This window comes from Erwinia sp. INIA01 (assembly GCF_025947915.1).
In the GTDB taxonomy this organism is placed as follows: Bacteria; Pseudomonadota; Gammaproteobacteria; order Enterobacterales; family Enterobacteriaceae; genus Erwinia; species Erwinia coffeiphila.
This window is the reverse complement of sequence record NZ_JAPDNC010000006.1, coordinates 242,036-267,836: the sequence shown is the minus strand read 5'-3', so window position 1 is coordinate 267,836 and position 25,801 is coordinate 242,036. Positions and strand designations below refer to the sequence as shown.

26 protein-coding genes are annotated in these 25,801 nt (G+C 56.2%); 9 read left to right on the top strand and 17 right to left on the bottom strand.

Features of this window, described 5'->3' with window-relative positions:
- Window positions 1-3 precede the first annotated feature (3 nt).
- Together OMR58_RS13170 and OMR58_RS13165 are read right to left on the bottom strand one after the other, a co-directional pair.
- On the bottom strand, window positions 4-852 hold the full coding sequence (locus OMR58_RS13170; protein WP_105593316.1) for an EamA family transporter: 849 nt from the start codon (window positions 850-852) through the stop codon (window positions 4-6).
- 190 nt (window positions 853-1,042) lie between these two features.
- Window positions 1,043-1,963, bottom strand: a complete 921-nt coding sequence (locus tag OMR58_RS13165; RefSeq protein ID WP_264546161.1) for a LysR family transcriptional regulator — start codon at window positions 1,961-1,963, stop codon at window positions 1,043-1,045.
- Between the two features lie 94 nt (window positions 1,964-2,057).
- Between OMR58_RS13165 and OMR58_RS13160 the strand changes: the two genes are divergently transcribed.
- Together OMR58_RS13160 and OMR58_RS13155 are read left to right on the top strand one after the other, a co-directional pair.
- A complete protein-coding gene (locus OMR58_RS13160) occupies window positions 2,058-3,074 on the top strand; it encodes a bile acid:sodium symporter family protein (protein WP_200563829.1) in 1,017 nt (338 codons plus the stop codon).
- Window positions 3,075-3,419: 345 nt separating this feature from the next.
- On the top strand, window positions 3,420-3,827 hold the full coding sequence (locus OMR58_RS13155) for a hypothetical protein (RefSeq protein WP_264546160.1): 408 nt from the start codon (window positions 3,420-3,422) through the stop codon (window positions 3,825-3,827).
- A gap of 544 nt (window positions 3,828-4,371) precedes the next feature.
- On the opposite strand, the gene OMR58_RS13150 is transcribed toward OMR58_RS13155, so the two are convergent.
- From OMR58_RS13150 to zipA, 3 genes are all read right to left on the bottom strand, one after another.
- Window positions 4,372-4,587, bottom strand: a complete 216-nt coding sequence (locus OMR58_RS13150; protein WP_105593313.1) for a DUF3820 family protein — start codon at window positions 4,585-4,587, stop codon at window positions 4,372-4,374.
- Window position 4,588: 1 nt separating this feature from the next.
- A complete protein-coding gene (gene ligA / locus OMR58_RS13145; RefSeq protein WP_264546159.1) occupies window positions 4,589-6,601 on the bottom strand; it encodes an NAD-dependent DNA ligase LigA in 2,013 nt (670 codons plus the stop codon).
- A gap of 67 nt (window positions 6,602-6,668) precedes the next feature.
- Entirely contained in the window at window positions 6,669-7,652 is a 984-nt protein-coding gene (gene zipA, locus OMR58_RS13140) for a cell division protein ZipA (protein ID WP_264546158.1), read from the bottom strand.
- 221 nt (window positions 7,653-7,873) lie between these two features.
- On the opposite strand from zipA, the gene cysZ reads away from it, so the two are divergent.
- The 5 genes from cysZ (at window position 7,874) to crr (ending at window position 12,997) form a co-directional block, all read left to right on the top strand.
- Window positions 7,874-8,635, top strand: a complete 762-nt coding sequence (gene cysZ, locus OMR58_RS13135; protein WP_264546157.1) for a sulfate transporter CysZ — start codon at window positions 7,874-7,876, stop codon at window positions 8,633-8,635.
- A 194-nt stretch (window positions 8,636-8,829) separates the two neighbouring features.
- On the top strand, window positions 8,830-9,801 hold the full coding sequence (gene cysK, locus OMR58_RS13130) for a cysteine synthase A (RefSeq protein WP_105593309.1): 972 nt from the start codon (window positions 8,830-8,832) through the stop codon (window positions 9,799-9,801).
- Between the two features lie 393 nt (window positions 9,802-10,194).
- Window positions 10,195-10,452 (top strand): phosphocarrier protein Hpr, encoded by a 258-nt coding sequence (gene ptsH, locus OMR58_RS13125; RefSeq protein WP_048915267.1) that lies wholly within the window; start codon window positions 10,195-10,197, stop codon window positions 10,450-10,452.
- Window positions 10,453-10,721: 269 nt separating this feature from the next.
- A complete protein-coding gene (gene ptsI, locus OMR58_RS13120) occupies window positions 10,722-12,449 on the top strand; it encodes a phosphoenolpyruvate-protein phosphotransferase PtsI (protein ID WP_105593307.1) in 1,728 nt (575 codons plus the stop codon).
- Window positions 12,450-12,493: 44 nt separating this feature from the next.
- Window positions 12,494-12,997 carry a PTS glucose transporter subunit IIA gene (gene crr, locus OMR58_RS13115; protein ID WP_105593306.1) on the top strand — a complete coding sequence of 168 codons (504 nt, stop codon included), beginning with the start codon at window positions 12,494-12,496 and terminating at the stop codon, window positions 12,995-12,997.
- A gap of 45 nt (window positions 12,998-13,042) precedes the next feature.
- Here crr and OMR58_RS13110 read toward each other — a convergent pair whose 3' ends face one another.
- The 12 genes from OMR58_RS13110 to OMR58_RS13055 all read right to left on the bottom strand — a co-directional run bounded on the left by OMR58_RS13110 (window position 13,043) and on the right by OMR58_RS13055 (window position 23,762).
- Window positions 13,043-13,741, bottom strand: a complete 699-nt coding sequence (locus tag OMR58_RS13110) for a GntR family transcriptional regulator (RefSeq protein WP_264546156.1) — start codon at window positions 13,739-13,741, stop codon at window positions 13,043-13,045.
- 56 nt (window positions 13,742-13,797) lie between these two features.
- On the bottom strand, window positions 13,798-15,147 hold the full coding sequence (locus OMR58_RS13105) for an ATP-binding protein (RefSeq protein WP_200545536.1): 1,350 nt from the start codon (window positions 15,145-15,147) through the stop codon (window positions 13,798-13,800).
- On the bottom strand, window positions 15,144-15,824 hold the full coding sequence (locus OMR58_RS13100; RefSeq protein WP_200545537.1) for a response regulator transcription factor: 681 nt from the start codon (window positions 15,822-15,824) through the stop codon (window positions 15,144-15,146). The genes OMR58_RS13105 and OMR58_RS13100 overlap by 4 nt, the downstream gene beginning before the upstream one ends.
- A gap of 166 nt (window positions 15,825-15,990) precedes the next feature.
- Window positions 15,991-16,869: a cysteine synthase CysM gene (gene cysM / locus OMR58_RS13095; RefSeq protein ID WP_264546155.1), complete on the bottom strand. Its 879-nt coding sequence runs from the start codon at window positions 16,867-16,869 to the stop codon at window positions 15,991-15,993.
- A gap of 79 nt (window positions 16,870-16,948) precedes the next feature.
- Window positions 16,949-18,037 (bottom strand): sulfate/thiosulfate ABC transporter ATP-binding protein CysA, encoded by a 1,089-nt coding sequence (cysA, locus tag OMR58_RS13090; RefSeq protein ID WP_105593301.1) that lies wholly within the window; start codon window positions 18,035-18,037, stop codon window positions 16,949-16,951.
- Window positions 18,027-18,902 carry a sulfate/thiosulfate ABC transporter permease CysW gene (gene cysW, locus OMR58_RS13085; RefSeq protein WP_105593300.1) on the bottom strand — a complete coding sequence of 292 codons (876 nt, stop codon included), beginning with the start codon at window positions 18,900-18,902 and terminating at the stop codon, window positions 18,027-18,029. Before cysW ends, cysA begins: the two co-directional genes overlap by 11 nt.
- Window positions 18,902-19,732, bottom strand: coding sequence for a sulfate/thiosulfate ABC transporter permease CysT (gene cysT / locus OMR58_RS13080; RefSeq protein WP_105593299.1), 831 nt, complete (start codon window positions 19,730-19,732; stop codon window positions 18,902-18,904). Before cysT ends, cysW begins: the two co-directional genes overlap by 1 nt.
- 4 nt (window positions 19,733-19,736) lie before the next feature.
- Entirely contained in the window at window positions 19,737-20,750 is a 1,014-nt protein-coding gene (locus tag OMR58_RS13075) for a sulfate ABC transporter substrate-binding protein (protein ID WP_105593298.1), read from the bottom strand.
- Between the two features lie 347 nt (window positions 20,751-21,097).
- Window positions 21,098-21,994 carry a Dyp-type peroxidase gene (locus OMR58_RS13070; RefSeq protein WP_105593297.1) on the bottom strand — a complete coding sequence of 299 codons (897 nt, stop codon included), beginning with the start codon at window positions 21,992-21,994 and terminating at the stop codon, window positions 21,098-21,100.
- 104 nt (window positions 21,995-22,098) lie between these two features.
- Complete coding sequence (locus tag OMR58_RS13065; protein ID WP_200563808.1) at window positions 22,099-22,731, bottom strand: RpoE-regulated lipoprotein; 633 nt, start codon at window positions 22,729-22,731, stop codon at window positions 22,099-22,101.
- An 85-nt stretch (window positions 22,732-22,816) separates the two neighbouring features.
- Window positions 22,817-23,266 (bottom strand): DUF2919 domain-containing protein, encoded by a 450-nt coding sequence (locus OMR58_RS13060; protein ID WP_105593295.1) that lies wholly within the window; start codon window positions 23,264-23,266, stop codon window positions 22,817-22,819.
- Between the two features lie 70 nt (window positions 23,267-23,336).
- Window positions 23,337-23,762 carry a GNAT family acetyltransferase gene (locus OMR58_RS13055; protein WP_105593360.1) on the bottom strand — a complete coding sequence of 142 codons (426 nt, stop codon included), beginning with the start codon at window positions 23,760-23,762 and terminating at the stop codon, window positions 23,337-23,339.
- Between the two features lie 207 nt (window positions 23,763-23,969).
- On the opposite strand from OMR58_RS13055, the gene amiA reads away from it, so the two are divergent.
- Both amiA and hemF read left to right on the top strand, forming a co-directional pair.
- Complete coding sequence (amiA, locus tag OMR58_RS13050; protein WP_264546154.1) at window positions 23,970-24,851, top strand: N-acetylmuramoyl-L-alanine amidase AmiA; 882 nt, start codon at window positions 23,970-23,972, stop codon at window positions 24,849-24,851.
- Window positions 24,852-24,890: 39 nt separating this feature from the next.
- Complete coding sequence (gene hemF / locus OMR58_RS13045; RefSeq protein ID WP_264546153.1) at window positions 24,891-25,799, top strand: oxygen-dependent coproporphyrinogen oxidase; 909 nt, start codon at window positions 24,891-24,893, stop codon at window positions 25,797-25,799.
- Window positions 25,800-25,801: the final 2 nt, after the last annotated feature.

Below are 25,801 nucleotides of genomic sequence, written 5' to 3'. Positions count from 1 at the left end.
CGGTCACGATGCCGTTTTCTGCCGGGAAAACAGCGCGCACCCGGCGCAGGCGGCCATCACGCAGGCAATACCAAGGCACTGAATCAGGGTCAGGGTTTCGTGCAAAACCAGCCACCCGGCAATAGCGCTGACCGCCGGAGAGCCGCTCAGCAGCACGCCAAACACCCGTGAAGGCAGCCAGCGCATGGCGTACATATCCAGCAGGAACGGCAACATGCTCGACAGCACCGCCACACTAAAGCCCACCAGCAGGACTTCGGGCGAGAACAGCGCCATCCCGGCCTGAACGGTTCCCGGCGGCACCGCGATGCACGCCGCAATCGTCATGCCAATCGCCACCGAACGCCCGCCGCCGCCGGAAACCCGCCGGCCGATAATCACATAAAGCCCCCAAAACATCGCCGCCGCCAGCGAGAACCCGACGCCACGCAGATCGATTTCCCCTTTTACATCCCCGGCGGCCAGCAGCACCATCGCCAGAGCTGAGAGTGCAATCCAGATCAGATCGGACTTTTGCCGCGAAGTGAGCAGCGCGGCCAGCAGCGGCCCCATCACTTCAATAGAAATCGCAATACTCACTGGAATATAAGCAAAGGCGCGGTAAATCAGCAGGTTCATCAGCGCCAGAATCACGCCATAAAGCAGCATTGAAGGCCATGAAATATCGCCTTTTTTGATATTCCAGGGACGAAAGACAGCCAGCAGCACAATGGCTGAAATTCCCAGCCGTAATGCTGCCACCCCGTCGCTTCCCACTAAGGGGAAAAGGGTCTTGGCGAAGGCCGCCCCGGACTGCACGGAAATCATCCCGGCAAAGGCGGCAACAAAAGGCAAATTACGATTGCTCTGCATTGAATCTATTCATAAAAGAGAGGGATAGAGAATTGTAAACCGCAGCGGCGAGTCGTTTTCTCATAAATCAGGTTTAAATGATTTTTATCTTCAAGTTTCCACCGTCCGTGAGGCAATAACTTATCTTTGCCAACGGAGGCGTTATCGTCAGGCTTTTGCCATCCCGGCGTCAACATTGCCCCCTGTCCGCTTAGTACGGCGGCGTCAAGTTGCGCTGCTCCATCAACAGCGAGGCCTGCTGGCGAACCTCCTGCCAGATGGCCTCGGCGGCGGGGGTCAGCGAACGATTCTTACGCCGCACCAGCATAATAGTGCGGTTGATTTCCGGCACTAACCTTCTGACCATCAGCGGCCTCCCCTGCGGCAGCGGCAGTGCCAGCGCAGGCAGAATGCTGATGCCAATCCCCGCCTCCACCATTGGGTAGAGTGTGGCCGGATGACCAATTTCCTGCGCGATATCAGCCTGTACCTGCTGCTGGCGCAGCGCTTCATCAATCAGTACCCGGCTTCCGGAGGCGTAATCCTGTAGCACCAGCGTGCGCTGGTTGAGCATATGCCAGTGAATGGTTTGCTGCTGCGCCAGCGGGTCGTCCATCCGGCACAGCAGCAGGAAGGGTTCATCGAGAATGGCTTCACACTGCAGATCGTCCGAATGCAGCGGGCCAATAACGATGCCGAAGTCGACTTCGGCATTACGAATGCTTTGCAGCACCCACTGCTGCGGGCGATCGCGCAGCATCACCCGGATTTCGGGATAGTTCAGCTGCCCGGCAGCAAGGCACTGGGGCATCAGATGTGCTGAAATGGTCTGGCTGGCGGCAACGCGCACCGTACCGCTGCGCTGCTGGCCGTAGCTGCGTACATCCAGCAGGGTGTTGTTTAACTCCTCCAGCAGATGTTCCAGCCTGCTGGCGAGCTGCTCCCCGGCCTCCGTCAGCACGACCTCACGCGTTGTGCGGTCAAGCAGACGAATCCCCATCTCCCCTTCCAGCTCTTTAATACTGTGGCTGACCGCTGACTGACTCAGGCCTATCGCCTGCCCTGCCTGGCTGAAGCTGCCCTGTGCGGCAACGGCCACAAACACCCGAAGCTGACGCAACGTGTAATTCATCGATTCTTCTCATATATTCATTTAATAAATCAATTTTATTTCTAAACCTACCCATCGCACAATAGCCGCATGTTTGTATAACAAGGCTTTAACAATGGGTAAATTTCGTCTCGATCCTCTGATGCTGAAACTGATCGCCACCGTTCTGCTGGCTTCTTTCCTTCCTGCACGCGGCCACTTCGTTGATTTTTTTGAATGGCTGACCACTGCCGCAATAGCCCTGCTGTTCTTTATGCACGGTGCCAAGCTCTCGAAAGAGAAGATTATTGCCGGCGGCGGCCACTGGCGGCTGCATCTGTGGGTGATGTTCAGCACCTTCGTTATCTTCCCGGCGCTCGGTATGCTGCTGGTCTGGTGGCATCCGCTGCCGCTCAGTACCGAGATCTACACCGGCTTTATGTATCTGTGCATTCTGCCTGCTACCGTACAGTCGTCGATAGCTCTGACTTCACTGGCGGGTGGTAACGTTGCGGCGGCGGTTTGTAGCGCATCGGCATCCAGTTTGCTGGGGGTATTTGTTTCGCCTCTGCTGGTTGGCCTGCTGATGAATGTGAATAGCGATGCAGCCACCGGTAATTTTGAGCAGATCGGCAAGATTATGCTGCAACTGCTGGTGCCGTTTATTGTCGGGCATATTTCCCGCCGCTGGATTGGTGAGTGGGTGGAAAGAAACCGTAAGCTTATCGGCCAGACCGATCAGGCATCGATTCTGCTGGTGGTTTACTCTGCCTTCAGTGAAGCGGTAGTGAACGGTATCTGGACGCGCGTTGGCGTTAGTACTCTGCTGTGGATTGTGGTCGGCAGCCTGGTTCTGCTGTTCCTGATTCTGGCTATCAACCTTGCTGCGGCGCGTCTGTTTGGCTTCAATCGGGCGGATGAAATTACCATTCTGTTCTGCGGCTCGAAGAAGAGTCTGGCGAACGGGGTTCCGATGGCGAATATTCTGTTCCCGTCGTCGGCGGTGGGGATTATCGTGCTACCGTTGATGATTTTCCATCAGGTGCAGTTGATGGTGTGTTCGATGCTGGCCCAGCGTTATAAAAAGTCGGGTGAGAAGCTGGCGGCGCAGTCGGCAGCAGCGGGTAAGCCGCTGGTGGAGTCACAGAAGTAATCTGGTTGCAGGGCGTTTAGCCTGTGACCTGTCGGAATGCTGAAATAGCCGCTTCATTTTGGAGCGGCTATTTTTTTGGCTGCAATTTTAAGTTACTGAGGTTTAATTTTTTCTGGATGGCTGGCGCATGGTGGGCTGGGGAACAGCCTCTGCGGCTGCCGGGCGGTCCTCACGCCGCTTTGCGGTGCCTTCGGTTTCGGCACCAGTCGATGATACTGACTTTTTTGCTGAATGGCTGGCGCACGGGTGCTGGTGAACAGCCTCTGCGGCTGCCGGGCGGTCCTCGCGCCGCTTTGCGGTGCCTTCGGTTTCGGCACCAGTCAATGATACTGACTTTTTTGCTGAATGGCTGGCGCACAGGTGCTGGTGAACAGCCTCTGCGGCTGCCGGGCGGTCCTCGCGCCGCTTTGCGGTGCCTTCGGTTTCGGCATCGGGTCTTTCGGACCGGCCTGGAGCGGGCGTCCTGCCCACGCCACGCCTGATGTCAGCATCCCTGCTGCCATCTCCGGCCCCGCTGCCTGCACCTCAGCGCTGCGGATTGCCCGTCATCCGCAGAGGCTGTTCCCCTTGATACATTTTGCTCGCTGTTTCTTAAAGGCAGGTAAGCTGAAAGTTGCTCAACAGGCAGGTAATTTCTGGTACGGATTATCAGTTTTTAGCCGCAAAATGGAATTCAGCCAACCGCCGATGTTCTTAGCTCTGAGCATCAGGATTACTTTCAATGGGCTCGAGATTGAAACCACCGCCACATAGAACCGCACAGGCAAATCAGGGTGTTTATCAGACGACACAATTTTTCGGCAGCAGGCTGGCCGTTCCCCCGATCGAGTCATCCGCAGCGCTGAGCGCAGAGAGGAAGCCAGGATTCACCCGCATGGACGCGGGGGAAAGCCAAAGCCGGGCCAGGACGGCCCGTCTATGGCGCTCCGTCCGGCTGACGCACGCAGTGAAGGCACCGCATAGCGGCGCGAGGACCAGACCGAACGGGGGAACAGCCAGCCAGCGCATTCTCCGAGCTCGCAGGCAATAGGCATCGCCCGTCTGTGGCGCTCCGTCCGGCTGACGCACGAAGTGAGGGCACCGCAAAGCGGCGCGAGGACCAGACCGAACGGGGGAACAGCCAGCCAGCGCATTCTCCGAATCAGCAGGCAACAGGCATCGCCCGTCTGTGGCGCTCCGCCCGGCTGACGCACGAAGTGAGAGCACCGCAAAGCGGCGCGAGGACCAGACCGAACGGGGGAACAGCCAGCCAGCGAACTCTCCGGGCACGCAGGCAACGGGCATTCCCCACCAACCATTATCCCCGCTTCAGCGGCTTAACCAGCCCTTCCAGCCCCTCAATCTTGATCGCCAGCGTAATCTGCATCAGATCGCCGAGCTTGCCCTGTGGAAACTCATCCTTGCGGGCAAACCACAGCAAATACTCCTCGGGCAGATCGATCAACACCCGCCCTTTGTACTTGCCAAACGGCATCACCATGTTGGCAATCTCAACCAGCTGTTCCTTTTCCATATTACTCACCGAGTAAACGAATCATTTCCGCTTCGTCGATCACCGGAATGCCCAGCTCCGTTGCCTTCGCCAGCTTAGAACCTGCGGCCTCACCGGCAATCACCAGATCGGTTTTCTTCGACACGCTGCCGCTCACCTTCGCGCCCAGCGCCGTTAAGCGATCTTTAGCCTCATCGCGCGACAGCACGCTTAATGAACCGGTCAGCACCACGGTTTTACCGGCAAACGGGCTGTCGATTTCTTCGGCCTTCACCACCACCACTTCCGGCCAGTGAATGCCGGCTTTCTCAACCAGCAGGCGGATAACCTCGCGGTTGCTTTCTTCATCCATAAAATTACGCACGTGGCTGGCCACCACTTTACCGACGTCCGGTACGGCAATTAGCGCCTCGATATCGGCCGCCATCAGCGCCTCCAGCGTACCGAAATGCGCGGCAAGGTTAGCGGCGGTCGCCTCTCCCACTTCGCTGATCCCCAGCGAATAGAGGAAGCGGGCAAAGGTAGTTTGCTTCGCTTTCGCCAGCGCATCGACTACGTTCTGCGCCGATTTAGGCCCCATGCGATCCAGACCGGTCAGTTTCCCGGCGGTCAGATCGAACAGATCGGCCGCATTCAGTACGTACTCTTTGTCCACCAGCTGATCGATAATCTTCTCGCCCATGCCGTCAATGTCCATCGCCCGGCGGGAAACAAAATGCTTCAGCGCGCCTTTACGCTGTGCACCGCAGATCAGGCCACCGGTACAGCGGGCCACGACTTCATCCTCTACGCGTTCAACGTCCGAGCCGCAAACCGGGCAGTGGGTCGGAAATATAATTTCTCGCGCGTCTTCGGCGGATTCGACCACGCTAACGACCTGCGGGATAACGTCACCGGCACGGCGGATCACCACGCGATCGCCAATCTTTAACCCCAGACGATCGATTTCATCAGCGTTGTGCAGCGTGGCATTACTCACCATCACGCCGGCAACCAGTACCGGCTCCAGACGTGCAACCGGGGTGATCGCACCGGTGCGTCCTACCTGGAACTCAACATCACGTACGGTGGTGATCTGCTCCTGCGCGGGGAACTTAAACGCTACCGCCCAGCGCGGCGCACGGGCAACGAAACCGAGCTGCTCTTGCAGATCCAGGGAATCCACCTTGATCACCACACCATCGATATCAAACCCCAGCTGCGGGCGATCGGCCTCAACCTGACGATAGAAGGCCAGCACCTCGTCGGCGCTGTGGCACAGGCGGACGCGATCGCTGACCGGTAATCCCCAGGCTTTAAACTGTTTGAGGCGCTCAATGTGACTACGCGGCATGTCACCGCCTTCCAGCAGACCCAGGCCGTAGCAGAAAAAGGTCAGCGGGCGTTTGGCGGTGATGCGCGGGTCCAGCTGGCGCAGCGAGCCTGCCGCCGCATTTCGCGGGTTGGCAAACACTTTGCCGCCGGAACGACGCGCTCCGTCGTTCATTTTTTCGAAACCGGCCTGCGGCATAAAGACTTCGCCACGCACTTCTACTCTGGCCGGAATATTGTCGCCCTTCAGGCGCAGAGGAATGGCGTGGATAGTACGCACGTTGGAAGTGATATTCTCACCGGTGGTGCCATCACCACGGGTCGCCGCGCGAACCAGCAGACCGTCTTCATACAGCAGGCTGACCGCCAGACCGTCCAGCTTCAGTTCGCAACAAAAGAGGATGTCATCGCTGCTTTTCAGGCGATCCTGCACGCGCTTGTTGAAGGCCAGATAGCTCTCTTCATCGAAGGCATTATCCAGGGACAGCATCGGGACTTCATGGCGGACCTGCTCAAACGCCGCCAGCGGTGCGGCCCCCACTCGTTGGGTTGGCGAATCGGGAGTAATCAGCTCCGGGTGGGTCGCTTCCAGATCGCGCAGTTCATGCATCAGACGATCGTATTCCGCATCCGGAATTTCCGGTGCATCCAGCACGTGATACTGGTATTCATGGTGGTGAAGCAGAGCTTTCAGATGGGTAAGTTTGTCTTGTACGGATTGCATATGCGGCACCATCAGAGATAAAAAACCCCCGAAATCGGGGGTTAGTTAAGCGGGATTAGAAAAACGTTTAGTGACTGTTGGCTTCGACGACTTCGCGGATGCGCCCTTTGTACGATTCCAGCTTCTGCGGCGTCATCATACGACGTTCATCGTCCAGTACCACGCCACCCACATCATCAGCGATGCGCTGCGCGGATTGCAGCATCAGCTTGAAGTTCTGATTCGCATCACCGTAGGACGGCACCATCATAAAGATAGAGACGCCCGGGGTGGAAAAGTCCGACATGTTATCCGGATTAAATGAACCCGGCTTCACCATGTTCGCCAGGCTGAACAACACCGGGCCGCTGCCCGCCGGGTTCAGGTGACGATGGAAAATATTCATTTCGCCAAACTGGAAGCCTGCCTGAAGCACACCCTGCAACAGCGCTTCACCGCTGATACTGCCACCGGCGTGAGCAGAAACGTGCAGGACCAGAACAGTTTCCTTCGGTGCTGGTGCACGCGGAGCCTCGGTATGGGCAGGTGCCTGCTGTACCGCTGGCTGTGCAGGTTCAACCCGCTGCGGCTCGGCAACAGGGACAGAGACCGGTTTTACCACCGGCTCTTCAGCGCGGGCAACGGGTTCTGCGTTCAGCACGGGCTCGGCGCGGCGCGGCAGAACCTCATCATGATAAGGCTCAGACTGTGCACTATGGCGTACTTCGCCACCGAACAGCGGATCCTGTTCAGGCTGTTCCTCAATAACCGGGGGCTGGTGACGAACCGGCTCCGGGCGAGGTTTAGGCTGACGCGGCGGTTCATCCCCGGCATTGAATCCACCCAGGGAAGGGTCCGACGGTTCAGGAGGGCTGCGCGTGGCACGCACGTCATCCATACCTTCTTCGTCATCCTCGAAAGCTTCTTCTCTGTCCTGCTTTAAACGCTTGTGCGGACGGTCGCGAAAAACTGATGAGCGCTCTTTACGGCTGGTCCACAGGCCGTGCAGTAAAAGCGCTATAATTGCGACCGCGCCAACAACGATTAATATCAGACGCAAATCCTGCATCATTGTATTCTCTGTTGTTCCAATACCTTGCCACCGCGGCAAACTTTATCCTCTAACTGTATTTGCCCAAGTACACAAGTGCAAGTCTGTGCAGTATTTTCTGACAAATATCCCGAGTCGAGGACGCTTTTTTGCTGTAATTTCGCGCAATCTTGCCCTGGAAAGCGCAAACAGCTGGGTTATGATAGCCGAAACCAGCATGTGAATAGGAGATAAAGCATTACATGGTACTAAATAATTCCAACAATGGTCATAACGGGGTCCATTATTTTGCCCAGGGCTGGCAGCTGATCCGCCTGCCCGGCATTCGCCGCTTCGTCATCCTGCCGCTGCTGGTCAATATCCTTCTGATGGGCGGCGCCTTTATCTGGCTGTTTGGCCGTCTTGGCCAGTGGATACCCGAACTGATGGCTATGGTACCCGGCTGGTTGCAATGGCTTAGCTACCTGCTCTGGCCGCTGGTCGTTCTCTCCATTATTCTAGTCTTTAGCTATTTTTTCTCCACTATCGCGAACTGGATTGCGGCACCGTTTTGTGGCCTGCTGGCCGAGCAGCTGGAAGCCAGGCTCACCGGTCAGCCGTTGCCCGATAGCGGCTGGGCGGCTCTGTTGAAAGATTTTCCACGCATCATGAAACGCGAGTGGCAGAAACTGGCCTACTATTTACCGCGCGCCATCGTACTGCTGTTGCTCTACTTTATTCCCGGATTTGGTCAGACGGTGGCCCCGGTGCTGTGGTTCCTGTTCAGCGCATGGATGCTCTCTATTCAGTACTGCGACTACCCTTTCGATAACCACAAAGTCAGTTTTACTCAGATGCGTGCAGCATTGCGTCAGAATAAGACCGATAATTTACAATTCGGCGCGCTGGTCAGTTTGTTCACCCTGATCCCCATCCTCAATCTGGCGATCATGCCGGTGGCCGTATGCGGTGCCACCGCCATGTGGGTAGACCGCTACCGCGCTACGCTTGGGCTGAGCCGCTAAGCAAAGGCCGTCCGAATCTTTCGCTGCGACAGGGTAGCCATGCGCCCTGCGCAGCCTTAGATTTATCTATATGCCGTTTCGACAGGGCTTATTTCGACAGAACATATATATATACGATTTCTTCACTTCCTTGATAAATTGAACACGGTATGCTCTAAACCGTTCCCAATATTTCATACAGTTAAGGACAGGCTATGAGTAAGATCTATGAAGACAACTCGTTAACAATCGGTCATACGCCGCTGGTTCGACTGAACCGCATCGGTAATGGACGCATTCTGGCGAAAGTTGAGTCACGCAACCCAAGCTTCAGCGTCAAATGCCGTATCGGTGCCAATATGATTTGGGACGCAGAAAAACGCGGGATTCTTAAACCCGGCATTGAACTGGTTGAACCAACCAGCGGCAATACCGGTATTGCTCTGGCCTATGTGGCCGCAGCTCGCGGTTACAAACTGACGCTGACCATGCCGGAAACCATGAGCGTGGAACGCCGCAAACTGCTGAAAGCGCTGGGTGCAAACCTGGTGCTGACCGAAGGCGCCAAAGGTATGAAAGGCGCGATTGCTAAAGCCGAAGAGATTGTGGCCAGCAACCCGGATAAGTTCGTGCTGCTGCAGCAGTTCAGCAACCCGGCCAACCCGGAAATCCACGAGAAAACCACCGGCCCGGAAATCTGGGAAGACACCGATGGTGAAGTCGATGTGTTTATCGCAGGCGTGGGTACCGGCGGTACGCTGACCGGCGTCAGCCGCTACATCAAAAACACCAAAGGCAAAAAAGAGCTGATCACCGTCGCGGTTGAGCCAACCGACTCTCCGGTGATCGCCCAGGCGCTGGCCGGTGACGAAATCAAGCCAGGCCCGCACAAGATTCAGGGCATCGGTGCCGGTTTCATTCCGGGTAACCTTGACCTGAACCTGGTTGACCGCGTTGTCGCAATCTCCAATGAAGAAGCGATTTCTACCGCCCGTCGCCTGATGGAAGACGAAGGCATTCTGGCCGGTATCTCTTCCGGCGCAGCGGTCGCCGCAGCGCTGAAATTGCAGGAAGATGAAGCCTTCGCGAACAAGAACATTGTGGTGATTCTGCCGTCCTCCGGCGAGCGCTATCTCTCTACCGCACTGTTCGCCGATCTGTTCACTGAAAAAGAGCTGCAGCAGTAATCGCCGATCCGCAGATTTGCTCAAAAAAGCACCCATTTGGGTGCTTTTTTGTGGAGTCCGTCAAACTTTTACCATCCTGCAGATTGCTTTTACCCTCCAGTGTCTGGTATTTAAGCTGCCAATTATTTTGATCCGTAAAATTAATCGCCGCGTGACCTGGATCGTGCTGAATCGTTTTACTGATTTGGCGCACTGCGGCAAATAGCGGCATAATGAAGTGTGGAAAAGCGAGAGTTTAATCGCGGATTTTCTCTCCGTCTGGCTTCCACCTTATCAGCGCATTTTTTGGCGAGTCTTTGTACCAAGCCAGCGCGACTCATACCGGCTAAGGTTCCGGCTTTCGCCTGAACTTTAGGCCTACAACACCAAACCAAATTAAGTTGGGGAAATATAATGTTCCAGCAAGAAGTTACCATCACTGCACCAAACGGCCTTCACACCCGCCCTGCTGCTCAGTTCGTTAAAGAAGCGAAAGCATTCTCTTCTGAAATCACCGTAACCTCTAACGGCAAATCAGCCAGCGCTAAGAGCCTGTTCAAGCTGCAGACTCTGGGCCTGACTCAGGGTACCGTTGTTACCCTGTCTGCTGAAGGCGAAGACGAGCAGAAAGCGGTTGAGCATCTGGTTAAACTGATGGCCGAGCTCGAGTAATCACGGTCGTTTTTCCATCATCCAGCGTAAAGCTTTGGCTGAAAGTAACCGTAGCGCTTTCCTGTCACACAGCGGCAGGATAAAACTAAACGGATATACTGTAGGTATCTTGATCGCGGACAGCATGTCCGCGTTATTGCTTTCATAAAATATCCAAAAGCTGACAAGACAGGCCGCAGAAAACGCCAGGCTCGCTGAGTGAATTAACCGATGCAGTCATCAGCGGTTCATCGCCTTCGATGATTATCAGAGACAGGAAAGGTAGGGTTATGATTTCAGGCATTTTAGCATCACCGGGTATCGCTTTCGGCAAAGCTCTTCTGTTGAAAGAAGATGAAATTGTCATCAACCGGAAAAAGATTTCTGCCGATCAGTGCGATCAGGAAGTTCAGCGTTTTCTTGATGGTCGTAAAAAAGCTGCCGTGCAGCTGGAAGCGATCAAAATCAAAGCCGGGGAAACCTTCGGTGAAGAGAAAGAAGCGATCTTCGAAGGCCACATTATGTTGCTGGAAGATGAAGAACTTGAGCAGGAAATCATCGCCCTGATTAAAGACGAGCACGCGACTGCGGATGCTGCTGCCTTTTCCGTCATTGAAGGCCAGGCTAAAGCCCTGGAAGAGCTTGACGATGAATACCTGAAAGAACGTGCTGCTGACGTTCGCGACATCGGTAAACGCCTGCTGCAGAATATCCTGGGTCTGCATATTGTCGATTTAAGCGCGATCAACGAAGAAGTGCTGCTGATTGCCAAGGATCTGACCCCGTCTGAAACGGCACAGCTGAACCTGAACAAGGTGCTGGGCTTTATTACCGACATCGGTGGCCGTACCTCACACACCTCTATCATGGCGCGTTCTCTGGAGCTGCCTGCCATCGTCGGTACCGGTGATGTGACCAGCCAGATTCAAAACGATGACTACGTGATTCTGGACGGCGTAAACAACAAAGTTTACGTTAATCCTACGGCCGACGTGATTGATGAACTGAAGGCGGTTGCCCATCAGTACACTTCTGAAAAGAACGAACTGGCTAAGCTGAAAGACCTGCCGGCAATCACCCTTGATGGTCATCAGGTTGAAGTCTGCGCCAACATCGGAACCGTGCGTGACGTGGCCGGTGCAGAGCGCAACGGTGCTGAAGGCGTGGGCCTGTACCGTACCGAATTCCTGTTTATGGACCGTGAGTCGCTGCCGTCTGAAGATGAGCAGTTCCATGCGTACAAAGCCGTAGCCGAAGCCGTAGGCGCGCAGGCGGTGATTGTTCGTACTATGGATATCGGCGGTGACAAAGATCTGCCGTATATGAACCTGCCGAAAGAGGACAACCCGTTCCTCGGCTGGCGCGCGATCCGTATTGCCATGGACCGTACCGAAATTCTGCATGCGCAGCTGCGTGCCATCCTGCGTGCTTCCGCGTTTGGCAAACTGCGCATCATGTTCCCGATGGTGATTTCCGTTGAGGAAGTGCGCTTCCTGAAGGCCGAACTGGAAACCCTGAAAGCCCAGCTGCGTGAAGAAGGCAAAGCCTTCGACGAAAGCATTGAAGTGGGTATCATGGTGGAAACCCCGGCGTCGGCGGTGATTGCGCACCATCTGGCAAAAGAAGTTGATTTCTTTAGTATTGGGACAAACGACCTGACGCAGTATACTCTGGCTGTTGATCGTGGTAACGATCTGATCTCCCATCTCTACAATCCGATGTCTCCGTCCGTTCTGACGCTGATCAAGCAGGTTATTGATGCTTCTCACGCCGAAGGGAAGTGGACCGGTATGTGCGGTGAGCTGGCAGGCGATGAACGTGCTACACTACTGCTATTGGGAATGGGGCTGGATGAATTCAGCATGAGCTCTATTTCTATTCCACGCATCAAAAAAATTATTCGTAATACGAATTTTGAAGACGCGAAGGCGCTAGCAGAGCAGGCTCTGGCACAACCAACAGCGGACGAGTTGATGAACCTGGTCAACAAGTTCATTGAAGAAAAGACACTCTGCTAAGGCCCGGAGACGGCTGGCCCAATATTACTGCTTAGGAGAAGAACATGGGTTTGTTTTCAAAACTTTTTGGCGATAAGTCAGATTCTGCATCTGGTGCGATTGAAATCGTAGCCCCCCTGTCTGGTGAAATCGTCAATATCGAAGACGTACCGGACGTAGTGTTTGCAGAGAAAATTGTTGGCGACGGTATCGCTATCAAACCCTCTGGCAATAAAATGGTTGCTCCCGTTGATGGCACCATCGGTAAAATTTTCGAAACCAATCATGCGTTTTCCATCGAGTCCGACAGCGGTATTGAGCTGTTTGTTCACTTTGGTATTGATACGGTAGAACTGAAAGGCGAAGGCTTTAAGCGCATCGCTGAAGAAGGTCAGAAAGTGAAGAAAGGTGACGTGGTCATCGAATTCGATCTGCCTTTACTGGAAGAGAAAGCGAAATCAACGCTGACGCCAGTGGTCATCTCAAACATGGATGAGATCAAAGAGCTGACTAAACTGACCGGCAGCGTGACCGTCGGTGAGACTCCGGTTATCCGCATCAAGAAGTAAGAGCAGATAAACCAGAAAGCCCCCTGAGCAATCAGGGGGCTTTTTTTATGGCTGGCTGCCGGTCAACGCATCGCGCAGCGTCAGGGACTCGGCAGGTGAGTCCATTAAATCCAGCTGCTGTTCCAGATGATCCAGATGGTCGCGCATTATCGAACGGGCAACATCGTTCTGCCCCCCCCTCAGCGCGTCCAGCACGGCGCAGTGTTCATCACATTGAGAAGCCGGCGTGTCATTGCGCTGATATAGCGCGACGATCAGTGAACTGCGCACCATCAGGTTCGCCAGAATCTCACTCAGCACCTGGTTTTCGTTAATTTTTGCCAGCAGCAGATGAAATGCGCTCAGCTCGCGAATAATGTTACGGCGATCCCCGCTGGCCAGCGCCAACTGCTCCGCCTGCTGATGAGCCTCAACTTCTGCACTCGATCGCGCCAGCTTTTCCGCACTAATTCCGGCGACAATAGCATCTTCCACCGCTCGTCTGGCAATAAATACCTCACGCGCTTCTCTGGCGCAGGGCTGTGACACCTTTGCGCCACGATTCGGCGAGATAGTGACGATATGCTGCAGGGCCAGCCGCTGTAGCGCCGCCTGAACGTGGTTACGGTTGGCAGAGAGCACCTCCACGATCTGTGCCTCAATCAGCCGCGTGCCGGGCCTGAGCCGGTGCTGTGCAATCGCAATCGATAATGCGTCAACGATGCGCTGAACTTCCTGCTGCCTGCCGCTAGCCAAACTGCTCATGCCTTAACCTCAAATCTGAAATATCATTCGTTACCGTCGTGAAACAGGCGCAGGGTTTACACTACCCAGTGCGGCAGGCGAAGCGTCAGCTCCAGGCCACCTTCACGAGCATTGATGGCTTTCACTTCGCCCTGATGCGCCAGCACTACCTTACGTACTATCGACAGACCGAGGCCATACCCTTTACCGGAAAGCGGCGAACTGACGCGCACAAACGGGTCGAAAATACTGGAAAGCTTATCGGCCTCAACGCCCGGCCCCTGATCGCGAACGATAATCGTCAGCCAGGCTCCTTCCTGCCGCAGGGTAATGGTCACCTGCTGGCCCTGAATGGAAAAGCGCAGCGCATTACGCACCACGTTTTCAATGGCGGAGCGGATCAGGTTCGCATCCCCTTTGACCGTGTAATCCTGCTGCGTGTCCGCATTCAGCAGGATTTCCACACCTGGGACCTGCGCTTCATAACGTGCATCATTGGTTACCGCTTCCAGCAGGCCAAGCAGATCGAAATACTGCTCATCGGGAATTTTTTGCTGCTCGGCGCGGGAGAGAGACAGCAGCTCGCCGATCATTTTATCCAGTCGACGGGCCTCTTCATCAATCCGATCCAGCGAGCTTTCAACCGAGGCGGGGGTCTGTCGCGCCAGTCCGGTCGCCAGCTGTAGCCTTGCCAGCGGCGATCGCAGCTCGTGGGAAACATCATGCAGCAGCTCTTCACGGGCGCTGACCAGCACCGACAGACGTTCTACCATCGCATCAAAGTCGCTGGCCACCGCCGACAGCTCATCGTGGCGGCGGCGCATTTTAGGGAACAGCCGCACCGACAAGTCGCCGGTCGAAACCCTCGCAAACCCTTCACGCAGCTGGCGCATCGGGCGCGTCAGGTTCCAGGCCAGGAACAGGCTGAACAGCAGGCCGCAGAAGCAGCCGACGATAAACAACGGTTCGGGCATATTGAGAATGCTGCGCGGATGACGGTTCATCTGGCTGTCGCGGCGCAGACCGGCCACGTCGTAGCGCAGCTGATAATAGTTACCGTCGGCACCGGTCACCCATTCCACCACCTGCTGCGGAAACTCGCGGGAGGCCATCTCACGGCTGAGTTCATCCTCAGGCGCACCCGGCGGCAGAGAATCAACCTGCTGGACCGAGAAAAAGCGCCGGTCGCTATCGGGCCAGTCGATCATCATATCCCGCAGCGCCTCAGGCCCGCCGTTTTGCAGCACCGACACCGCCGAGGTCATTTGCAGATTAACGATGCGCCGGGCGGCCAGGTTTTCCGGCGGTTCGCGGTGATTGCCGTACAGACTGAAGCCCAGCCACATCAACTGGGTAATCGCAATGTAGGTCAGCCAGAAGCCCAGCAGGATCTTCCAGAACAGGAAGCCGCGAAACCGGGAGGTCATCGGATGCGGTAGCCGATGCTGCGAACCGTTTCGATATTAATCGTATCGTTAGTCAGTGCAGCCAGCTTCTGGCGAATGTTGCTGATATGAACATCCACGCTGCGATCGTAGGCTTCACGCGGGCGGCCCAGACCTTTCTCAGACAGTTCATCTTTTGACACCACGCGATCGGGGGCGCGCAGCAGCAAATCAAGCAGATTGAATTCAGAGGCGGTGAGATCGAACGGTTTATTCTGCCATTCGCTGATACGCGTTGCCGGGTTCAGCGTCAGCTCACCCCAGCTAATCACATCTTTGTTTTCCACTGCCGCAGGCTGTTCCTCAACGCGACGCAGCACGGCACGCAGGCGTGCAACCAACTCGCGCGGGTAGCAGGGTTTTGGCATATAGTCATCGGCACCCATTTCCAGGCCGATCACGCGATCGATGTTGTCCCCTTTCGCCGTCAGCATAATCACCGGCAGGCGGCTGTTCTGTCGCACCTGGCGCAGCACGTCAATCCCGCTCATATCCGGCAGCATAATATCGAGGATCATCGCACTGTATTCGCCGGACAGCGCGCCGGTTACGCCCGCTTTACCGGTCAGCACCAGCGAGGCATCAAAACCTTCGGCAATAAGATACTGGCTGAGCATGGTGCCCAGCTCAAGGTCGTCATCAACGAGTAAAATTTTCATTGGGGATCTCTTAGTGATACAGCCGCTATTTTCGCCTGTCAGAAAATAATCCGCAGCCGGTTTTACCTAATCCTTACAGTATGGCAAATCCGACAGCGAACGTACGGCGGGTTTTGAACCCTGGGATGGCAAAAGATTCCACGCGATGACAAAAAAAGCAGCGGAATCAGTACACGCCGGTGGAGAGATAACGGTCGCCGCGATCGCAGATGATTGCCACCACCACGCTGCCGGGGTTCGCCTGAGCAATACGCAGCGCACCGGCGACCGCACCGCCGGAGCTGACGCCGCAGAAGACGCCTTCACGCTGCGCCAGCTGGCGCATGGTCTCTTCCGCTTCCTGCTGCGACATATCCATCACTTCATCGACCAGTTCCAGGCGGAAAATACCGGGCAGATAGGCTTCCGGCCAGCGGCGGATACCTGGAATACTGCTGCCTTCGGAAGGCTGCAGGCCAATAATTTGCACCGTATCGCTCTGCTCTTTCAGGAAACGACTGACGCCGGTAATGGTTCCGGTGGTACCCATGCTGGAGACAAAATGCGTGACCCGGCCAGCGGTCTGCTGCCAGATTTCCGGGCCGGTGGTGCGGTAGTGGCCCAGCGGGTTATCGGCATTATTAAACTGATCGAGCACCTTGCCCTCGCCGCGTGCCGCCATGTCACTGGCCAGATCGCGTGCGCCTTCCATACCCTGTTCGCGGCTGACCAGAATCAGCTCTGCGCCATAGGCGCGCATCGCTGCCTGCCGCTCGATGCTCATGTTATCGGGCATCAGCAGCTTGAGAACGTAACCTTTCATCGCTGCAATCATCGCCAGCGCAATGCCGGTATTGCCGCTGGTCGCTTCAATCAATACGTCGCCGGGCTGGATTTCACCGCGCAGTTCGGCCTGCTGGATCATCGACAGCGCTGCCCGATCCTTCACCGATCCTGCGGGATTATTCCCTTCCAGTTTCAGCCAGATTTCGCTGCCGTTATCCGGGCCAAGGCGCTGAAGTTTGATCAGCGGAGTATTACCAATGGTATGTTCGAGAGTGGTCAAAGTCCGGTTCCAGGCATGAAATGACAAGGGCCGGAAAAATCCAGCCCCTGTTGCTAAAAAGAGTCAGCTTAGAAAAATATCAGGCGCTTTGCGCAAAGGCAACGGGTCTCAGCGGCGTATCGCCATTATACAGGCGCGCCTGCTGCAGGCCTACGAACAGACGTTCGCCACGGATCGGCGTTGACTGCTCGCCTTCCAGCACCACGGTCACCGGCTCGCTGCTCCAGCCTGCGGGCTGAACCACCAGCTGCCAGTAATGGCCGCGCGGGCTGACTTCCAGAATCTGCACCGGCAGCGGGGTTTGCAGGCTGCTCTGGCGGCTGACGTCGATTTCCCACGGGCGCAGGAACAGTTCGACTTTACCCTGGTGCGCCGACGCATAGCCCAACGGCCACTGATGCGCGCCAACGTGGAACTGCGAACCGTGAACTTCGCCGTCAAAGCGATTCACTTCACCAAGGAACTCCAGCACAAAGCGGGTGGCCGGATCGCGCCACACTTCGTCCGGGGTGCCGACCTGTTCGATATTGCCCTGGCTCATCACCACCACGCGATCGGCAACTTCCATCGCCTCTTCCTGGTCGTGGGTCACAAAGACGCTGGTGAACTTCAGCTCTTCATGCAGCTGACGCAGCCAGCGGCGCAATTCTTTACGCACCTGGGCATCCAGCGCACCGAACGGCTCATCCAGCAGCAGAATTTGCGGCTCTACCGCCAGCGCGCGTGCCAGCGCCACGCGCTGTTTCTGACCGCCGGAAAGCTGGGCCGGGAAACGCCCTGCCAGATGGGAAAGCTGCACCATCTCCAGCAGACGGGTCACTTTTTGCTTAATTTCTGCCGCTGACGGACGTTCGCGGCGTGGCAGCACGGTCAGGCCGAAGGCGATGTTGTCGAACACCGTCATATGGCGGAACAGGGCATAGTGCTGGAATACAAAGCCAACCTGACGATCGCGCGCGTGAACGCGGCTGACGTCTTTACCGTGGAAGCTCAGGCGACCGCTGTTCTGATTCTCCAGCCCGGCGATAATCCGCAGCAGGGTGGTTTTTCCCGAGCCGGAAGGCCCTAACAGCGCAACCATCTGCCCGGAAGGGATATCCAGGGAAATATCGTTCAGGACTTTCGTCTTACCGAAGGATTTATTGATGTTACCAATTTCAATGCTCATTATTCCCCTCCTGTTGCAGGCGGTGCTGCTGGCTTTCTAAGCGCCACTGCAGCGCACCTTTCAGAAACAGTGTGACTATCGCCATCAGGGTCAGCAATCCGGCGGCGGTAAATGCCCCCACGGTGTTGTAATCCTGATGCAGTAATTCAACCTGTAGCGGCAGCGTGTAGGTTTCGCCGCGCACAGAGCCCGAGACGACCGACACGGCACCAAATTCACCGATCGCGCGGGCGTTGGTCAGCACCACGCCGTACAGCAGCGCCCAGCGGATATTTGGCAGCGTCACGCGCCAGAACATTTTCCAGCCGGACGCACCCAGCAGCACTGCTGCTTCATCTTCATGGCTGCCCTGGCTCAGCATCACCGGCACCAGCTCGCGAACCACGAACGGACAGGTAACAAAGATGGTCACCATCGCCATCCCCTGCCAGGAGAACATCAGCTGGATGCTGTGCGCATCCAGCCAGCCGCCCACCGGACCATTTACGCCCCAGAACAGCAGATACATCAGACCGGCAACCACCGGCGAAACGGCAAACGGAATATCAAACAGCGTCAGCAGCAGCTGGCGGCCCGGGAAGTTAAAACGCGTGACCAGCCAGGCCAGCAGCGTTCCGAACACCAGGTTCACCGGCACGACGATCAGCGCAATCAGCACCGTCAGCCAGATGGAGTGCAGCATGTCGCCATCCTGCAGATTGCTGAACGTCGCCATCAGCCCGCTGGACAGCGCTTCGGTAAAGATGGCAATCAGCGGCACCACCAGCAGCAGCAGGGAGATCAGCATACCCAGCCCAATCAGAATCCACTTACCCCACTGAAAACGTGCGCGGCCCACGCCTTTAAATTCGCTTACATCCGCCATTAGTGGCCTCCCAGACGACGGCCAAAGCGGCTTTGTAAGGTGTTAATTGCAAACAGCAGCAGCAGCGACGCGGCAAGGATCACCGAGGCAATGGCGCTGGCCGCCGGATAATCAAATTCCTGCAGGCGCACGAAAATCATCAGCGAGGTGACTTCGGTTTTCCACGCGATGTTACCGGCGATAAAAATCACCGCGCCAAACTCGCCGAGGCTGCGGGTAAACGACAGCGCGGTTCCTGCCAGCAGGGCCGGAGCCACTTCCGGCAGCACCACGCGGCGGAAGCTCTGCCACGGAGTAGCACCCAGCGTTTCGGCCGCTTCCTCGTATTCCGGGCCTAACTCCTCCAGCACCGGCTGCACCGTACGCACCACAAACGGGATGCTGGTAAAGGCCATCGCCACCGCGATGCCCAGCCAGGTGTAGGAGACTTTAATACCAAACTGCCCCAGCCACTCACCGTACCAGCCGTTCACCGAGAACAGACCGGCCAGCGTCAGGCCCGCTACCGCCGTCGGCAGCGCAAACGGTAAATCCATCAGGCCATCAAGGATTGAGCGCCCTGGAAAACGGTAGCGCGTCAGGATCCACGCCATCAGCATGCCGAAGACGGCATTAAAAATCGACGCCACACCGGCGGCCAGCAGCGTCACTTCATAAGCTGCCACCACCTGCGGGTTGGTGATCACTTCCCAATACTGTGCCAGCGTCATCTGCGACAGCTGCATCAGCAGCGCGCTGATCGGCAACAGCAGAATTAAACAGGTGAAAAACAGGCTGCTGCCGAGGCTGATGCCAAAGCCGGGCAGCACGCGCTTACTGGTTGCAAACATCCGGTTACCGTCCTGCCGCTAACAGCTTGTCCAGTTCGCCGCCGTTGGCAAAGTGGACTTTCATCACCTCTTCCCAGCTGCCGAACGCATCGGACACGCGGAACAGATCGGTCTGCGGGAAGCGGTCTTTATGCTCGGCCATCAGCTGCGGATTATTCACCCGGTAGTAGAACTGGGTAATGATCTGCTGCGCCGCTGGCGTGTAGAGATAGTTCAGATAGGCTTTTGCCGCATCGGTGGTTTTGTTGCTTTCGGTATTTTTATCGATCCACGCCACCGGGAATTCAGCCAGAATGTTGGTCTTCGGCACAATGACTTCGTAACCGTCTTTTTCGTACTGATTACGGATGGTATTCACTTCCGATTCGAAGCTAATCAGTACGTCGCCCAGACCGCGATCGACGAAGCTGGTCGTCGCGCCGCGTCCGCCGGTATCAAACACCTGAACGTTTTTCAGGAACTGCGTCATAAATTTTTCGGTTTTGGCTTTGTCTTTGCCATCGGCGCGGTCAGCCGCACCCCATGCCGCCAGATAGGTGTAGCGCGCATTCCCCGAGGTTTTCGGGTTAGGGAAAATCAGCTTAACGTCGTCACGGACCAGATCGTTCCAGTCGTGGATATTTTTAGGGTTTCCCTTACGTACCAGGAACGCCATGGTGGAGTAAAACGGTGAGCTGCTGTTCGGCAGGCGCTGCTGCCAGTCGGCCGGGATCAGCTTGCCTTTATCGTGCAGCACCTGCACATCGGTCACCTGGTTGTAGGTCACCACATCGGCTTTCAGGCCTTGCAGAATAGCCAGCGCCTGGCGGGAAGAACCGGCATGGGACTGCTTGATGGTCAGCTTGTCGCCCGGATGCTGTTCATCCCACTGTTTTTCAAACGGTGTATTCAGGGCGGTAAACAACTCGCGAGAGACATCATAAGAACTGTTTAACAGCTCCGTGGCCTGTGCGGCACCGGCAAGCAGTAACGAGAAAGCGGTCGCGCTGACTAATTTTTTCACCGTCGGTAACGTCATGTAGCACCCTGAAGAGAGATGGAAAGGCTTACGCCTGAAGTGCCTTCAGTTTATTTATAACCCGGGTAAAAGCTGTAACGGTTTTATATACCGTTTGGTGATTTGCAAGCAGAAAACGCTATAAGGGTGTGGAATTGATTATGCAGTGGGTGGGAATACTATGCTGAAAAATGATACAGGCGAGCACTGCGGTGAATGGTATAAGCCCCTGCTCCAAAACACCGGGGCAGGAATCTCCCCGGCATCTGATAAAACGCTGTAGCCGATACGAGCGGGCAGCTGCAAGCCACATGACAACAATCTTTATCCGGCGCAGCATAAAGCAACGACGCCGGAGGCAATACGGGTTACAGCGCGGCCAGCTGCGACAGTGAAGGCGCGTAGAAGTAGCTGCCGGTCAAGGGTTTAGTGAAGCGCAGCATCGCATCATACTTGCCGTCCGCTTCGCCGAACATGCTCAGCAGCTGCTGTTCAATGTTATACAGCGTCGCGCAGTAGGCAAGGAAGAACAGGCCGTGAACGCCGCTGGCGGTGCCGTAAGGCAGGCTCTGGCGCAAAATTTTCAGCCCTTTGCCCTCTTCTTTCAGATCCACGCGCGCCACGTGTGAGGTCGCAGGCCGGGCATCGCCCTCCAGCTCTTCATTACTCTCTTTGGTGCGGCCAATAATCTGCTCCTGTTTTTCCACCGCCAGGCGGTTAAACATTTTCAGATTGTGCTGCCAGCGCTGGCTGAGGACGTAGCTGCCGCCTGCATTTTCGCCGCTGGCAATAATCGCCACCGCTTCACGCTGCTCGCCCTGCGGGTTTTCCGTGCCGTCAACGAAGCCGCTGAGGTCCCGCTCTTCCACCCAGCGAAAGCCGTGAGTTTCCTCTTCAATACGGATCGCATCGCCAAAGGCGGCCAGCGCGGCCTGCGCCAGGCTGAAATTCACATCGTGGCGCAGCGACTGAATATGAATCAGCATGTCGCGCTGGGTAGCGGGCGCAATGCCTTTACCCAGCGGCTGAAAATCCTTCAGCTCAGCGGTGCTGTTGGTCGGATTGAGGTCGTTCCACAGGCCGCTGCCGAAGGCAATGACCGCGCCAAGACCGGCGTCGGGATAACGCTGTTGCAGCAGTGACAGCTGCTGGAGGAAAAGATGGCTGCCGCTGCGGATCGCGGCAATATCACCCTGGCACATCGCTTCAATGTAGATAGCAAAACGGCGGTGTTCTAACAAAATCCCGCTCTGAAAATCGGACATACTGTAAACTCCTGGCTCTCAGGTTATATCTGGTCGGTTTTTACGCCAGTATGATACCTGAAGCCTGCGCCAGGAGCCTGCTTAAGCGCAAGATAATTGTGGTTTTAGTCGGCGTTCTGGCTGTGCCAGATAATTTTGCTGACCGTCCAGTTTTTCAGCGTGTCATCCGACGGCATCAGCCCTTCCGGCCCGCGCCAGTCGCCGCTGAACACATAGCTGATATGCTGGCTGTTTGGCGCACGGCATTCCACGCCATCGCGATCCGCGCCTGTGCCCTTTTTACAGGACTCAAAGGCTTTGCTGTACAGGTCGCTGAAGCGAGTGCCAATTTTCACACCGCTGTCGGTTGCCACATCTTTATCCATGACCTCAATACGTTTGACGGTGGTGCGGCCACTCAGCTCCATCTCTACCTTTTTGTTGTCATCCAGCGCCTGCCAGAAAGAAACCACGCTGCCATCGACCATGCGCATACCGTTTCTCAGCGTATATTGCCCCTTCAGACCGTCTTCAATGGCTTTCTGCTGCAGCGGCGTGCTGCCGTTAACACCACCCACCCCCTGCTCGGCGATCTGAAGAGAGGAACCAAACCAGTTCACGGGATTCAGCCCGGACCATGACCAGGAAACGGGGTTCCACCAGGTGGACTGGCTGGCGCTGCCCGTTTGACTGCCGGAGCCGGCACAGCCAGCCAGTAACACAGTGGCGATCAGTAGCGCCGGGCGAAAATTATTCATTACAACTCCTGGTATCAGTAGCAAAACGTCCGAACTGCTTTGAGTCGCGGATCGCCAAAAAGTTTAACCCGCAGGATGGATGACGCTACTGATTTTGCTCTGGATCAAAACAGTCGGCCAGCCGACGCTGGCGCCACAGGGCAAGCAGGCCCAGCAGATCGAGCAGGGAGACAAACAGCACCAGCGGCGAGGTTTGCTCATCCTGCTGCCACAGCGACACGCCCTGCATTACAAGCATCACTGCCAGCGTCGCCATCAGTACCCAGCGCCATGCCTGCCAGAGACGCGGCAGCCGCTGGCGGTAGCCGGTCAGCAGCAGGCCCACCGCCGCCGGGCCACCCAGCGCAAGGCCAAGCCAAAAGGTGTGGGTATCAGGGTAGAACAGCTCCAGCAGCGCGGCTCCCTGCTGGCGCGACGCTCCGGCCATCACGAACAGCACCCATGTGCGCGCCTGTAATAATAGAATCGCCCAGAAGCTCAGCGGCAGACGCAGCTGGCCGCGAGCATCGTAGTCATCGGGAGTGTATTTGAGCATAGTCTTCAAGATGGTGACGTAACGGTAGCCGCCGGGCACATACTGCCCGGCGACAATAAGACGGGGTTAATCAGTACTCACGATCTTCAATAAGTCGTTTCCCCAGCAGCACGCTGTCGACGGTTTCGTAGTCCAGTTTTTCGTAAAAACCCTGCACCGCGTCATTTTCTTCCCGCACCATGACGTGGATCTTCGGGCAGCCGCGCGCAATCAGCTTCTTCTCAAGTCGGTTAATCAGCGCGTTGGCAAAGCCGCGCCCCTGGTAATCAGGATGAACGCCAAGATAGTAGGCTGAACCGCGATGTCCATCGTAGCCGCCCATAATTGAACCAACGATTTCACCGCCGACCACCGCCACCAGAAACAAATCCGGGTCGTGGTTCTGTTTACGTTCGATATCCATTTCCGGATCGTTCCAGGGACGTAACAAATCGCAACGCTCCCAGAGGGTAATCACTTCTTCAAAATCTTCCTGCCGAAATACGCGGATTTCCATGGGAATAGACCTAAGGTTAAGCATAATCTGCTGATTATCACGCATTCTTCTGCTGGTGCAAGTCTGACGATTGCGTACGGAGAAAAAAAGAATAAAAACGTCATTAGCATACTGAAATAAAAAGTAAAAAGATGAAATAGCTCCTTTCTCGCCGCCCGGTCACTGTTACGATATAACAATAAGCACTTTTTGCTTCAGGATTATCTTATGAAAAAGATTCTTCAGCTCCGGCCGCTCAGCTCACGTCGGCAGTTCATCCTTTCCAGCCTGGCACTGATGCTGATGGCACGCAAATCAGTGCTGGCAAAAGAGGAAGATGTCACTCTTAGAGTCACTCCCCGCATGCAGGACACGGCGGTTTCGCCTCATCCTCCACGACCTGCCACCGGCAAAAAAATCGTAATGATCGATCCGGGCCATGGCGGTATTGATTCCGGTGCGGTGGGACAGGAAGGATCGGAAGAGAAACATATCGTGCTGGAAATCGCTAACCACATTCGCCATCTGCTGAGCGAACATCCGCATATTGATGTACGCCTGACGCGAGAAACCGACCACTTTATCCCCCTCGGCGAGCGGGTGGAGATCGCCCACCAGCACGGCGCGGATCTGTTTATGTCGGTTCACGCCGACGGTTTTACCAGCCCGGTAGCTAATGGTGCCTCGGTGTTTGCCCTCTCCAATCGCGGAGCCAGCAGCACCATGGCGAAGTATCTGTCGGAAAAAGAGAACGCCGCTGATAACGTCGGCGGCGTGGAGGTGGCGACCAAAGATCGTTATTTGCAGCAGGTGCTGTTCGATCTGGTACAGACCGACACCATTAAAAACAGCCTGACTCTGGGTAAGCACGTGTTGAATCAGATCCGCCCGATGCACCACCTGCACAGTCAGCACACCGAGCAGGCGGCGTTTGCCGTGCTGAAATCCCCTTCTATTCCTTCCGTGCTGGTTGAAACCTCGTTTATCACCAACCCGCAGGAGGAAAAGCTGCTGGGGACCACCGCGTTCCGTCAGAAGATCGCCGGTGCGATCGCCAATGGTATTGTCAGCTTTTTTAATGAGTATGATGCGGGCAGACGGATGGGCTGAGGTATACTCCGTCGGTCTTTTCGTTAAGAAGGTTAACTCATGAACGTACCTGATATCGCCGTGGTCAAACGGTTCCTGCTGGAACTGCAGGATAACATCTGCCAGCAGCTGTCCCTGGCGGACGGAAGCGCCAGCTTCACCGAAGACAGCTGGGAGCGCCCCGGCGGCGGCGGCGGGCGCAGCCGCGTTCTGCGCAACGGCAGCGTTTTTGAGCAGGCCGGGGTTAACTTCTCACACGTTCACGGCGATGCGATGCCCGCTTCGGCTACCGCTCATCGCCCTGAGCTGGCGGGGCGCAGTTTCGAAGCGCTGGGCGTATCGCTGGTGATCCACCCGGAAAATCCGTACGTGCCAACCAGCCACGCCAACGTGCGCTTTTTTATTGCGGAAAAACCTGGCGCGGACCCGGTCTGGTGGTTTGGCGGCGGCTTCGATCTGACCCCGTTCTACGGTTTCAAAGAGGATGCGCTGCACTGGCATCAGACCGCCTTCGATCTGTGCCTGCCGTTTGGTGAAGACGTCTATCCCCGCTACAAGAAATGGTGCGACGATTACTTCTATCTGAAGCACCGTGACGAGCAGCGCGGCATCGGTGGCCTGTTCTTTGACGATCTGAACACACCGGACTTCGACCACAGCTTCCGCTTTATGCAGGCCGTGGGCAACGGCTTCCTGGACGCCTACCTGCCGATTGTTGCACGCCGTAAAGCGCTGCCGTGGGGCGAGCGCGAGCGCCAGTTCCAGCTCTATCGCCGTGGCCGCTATGTGGAATTTAATCTGGTGTGGGATCGCGGAACGCTGTTCGGCCTGCAAACCGGCGGGCGTACGGAATCCATTCTGATGTCGATGCCGCCGCTGGTGCGCTGGGAATATGACTATCAGCCCGCCGATGACAGCCCGGAGGCCGCACTGTATCGCGACTTCCTGCCGGTGAAAGACTGGCTTTAACG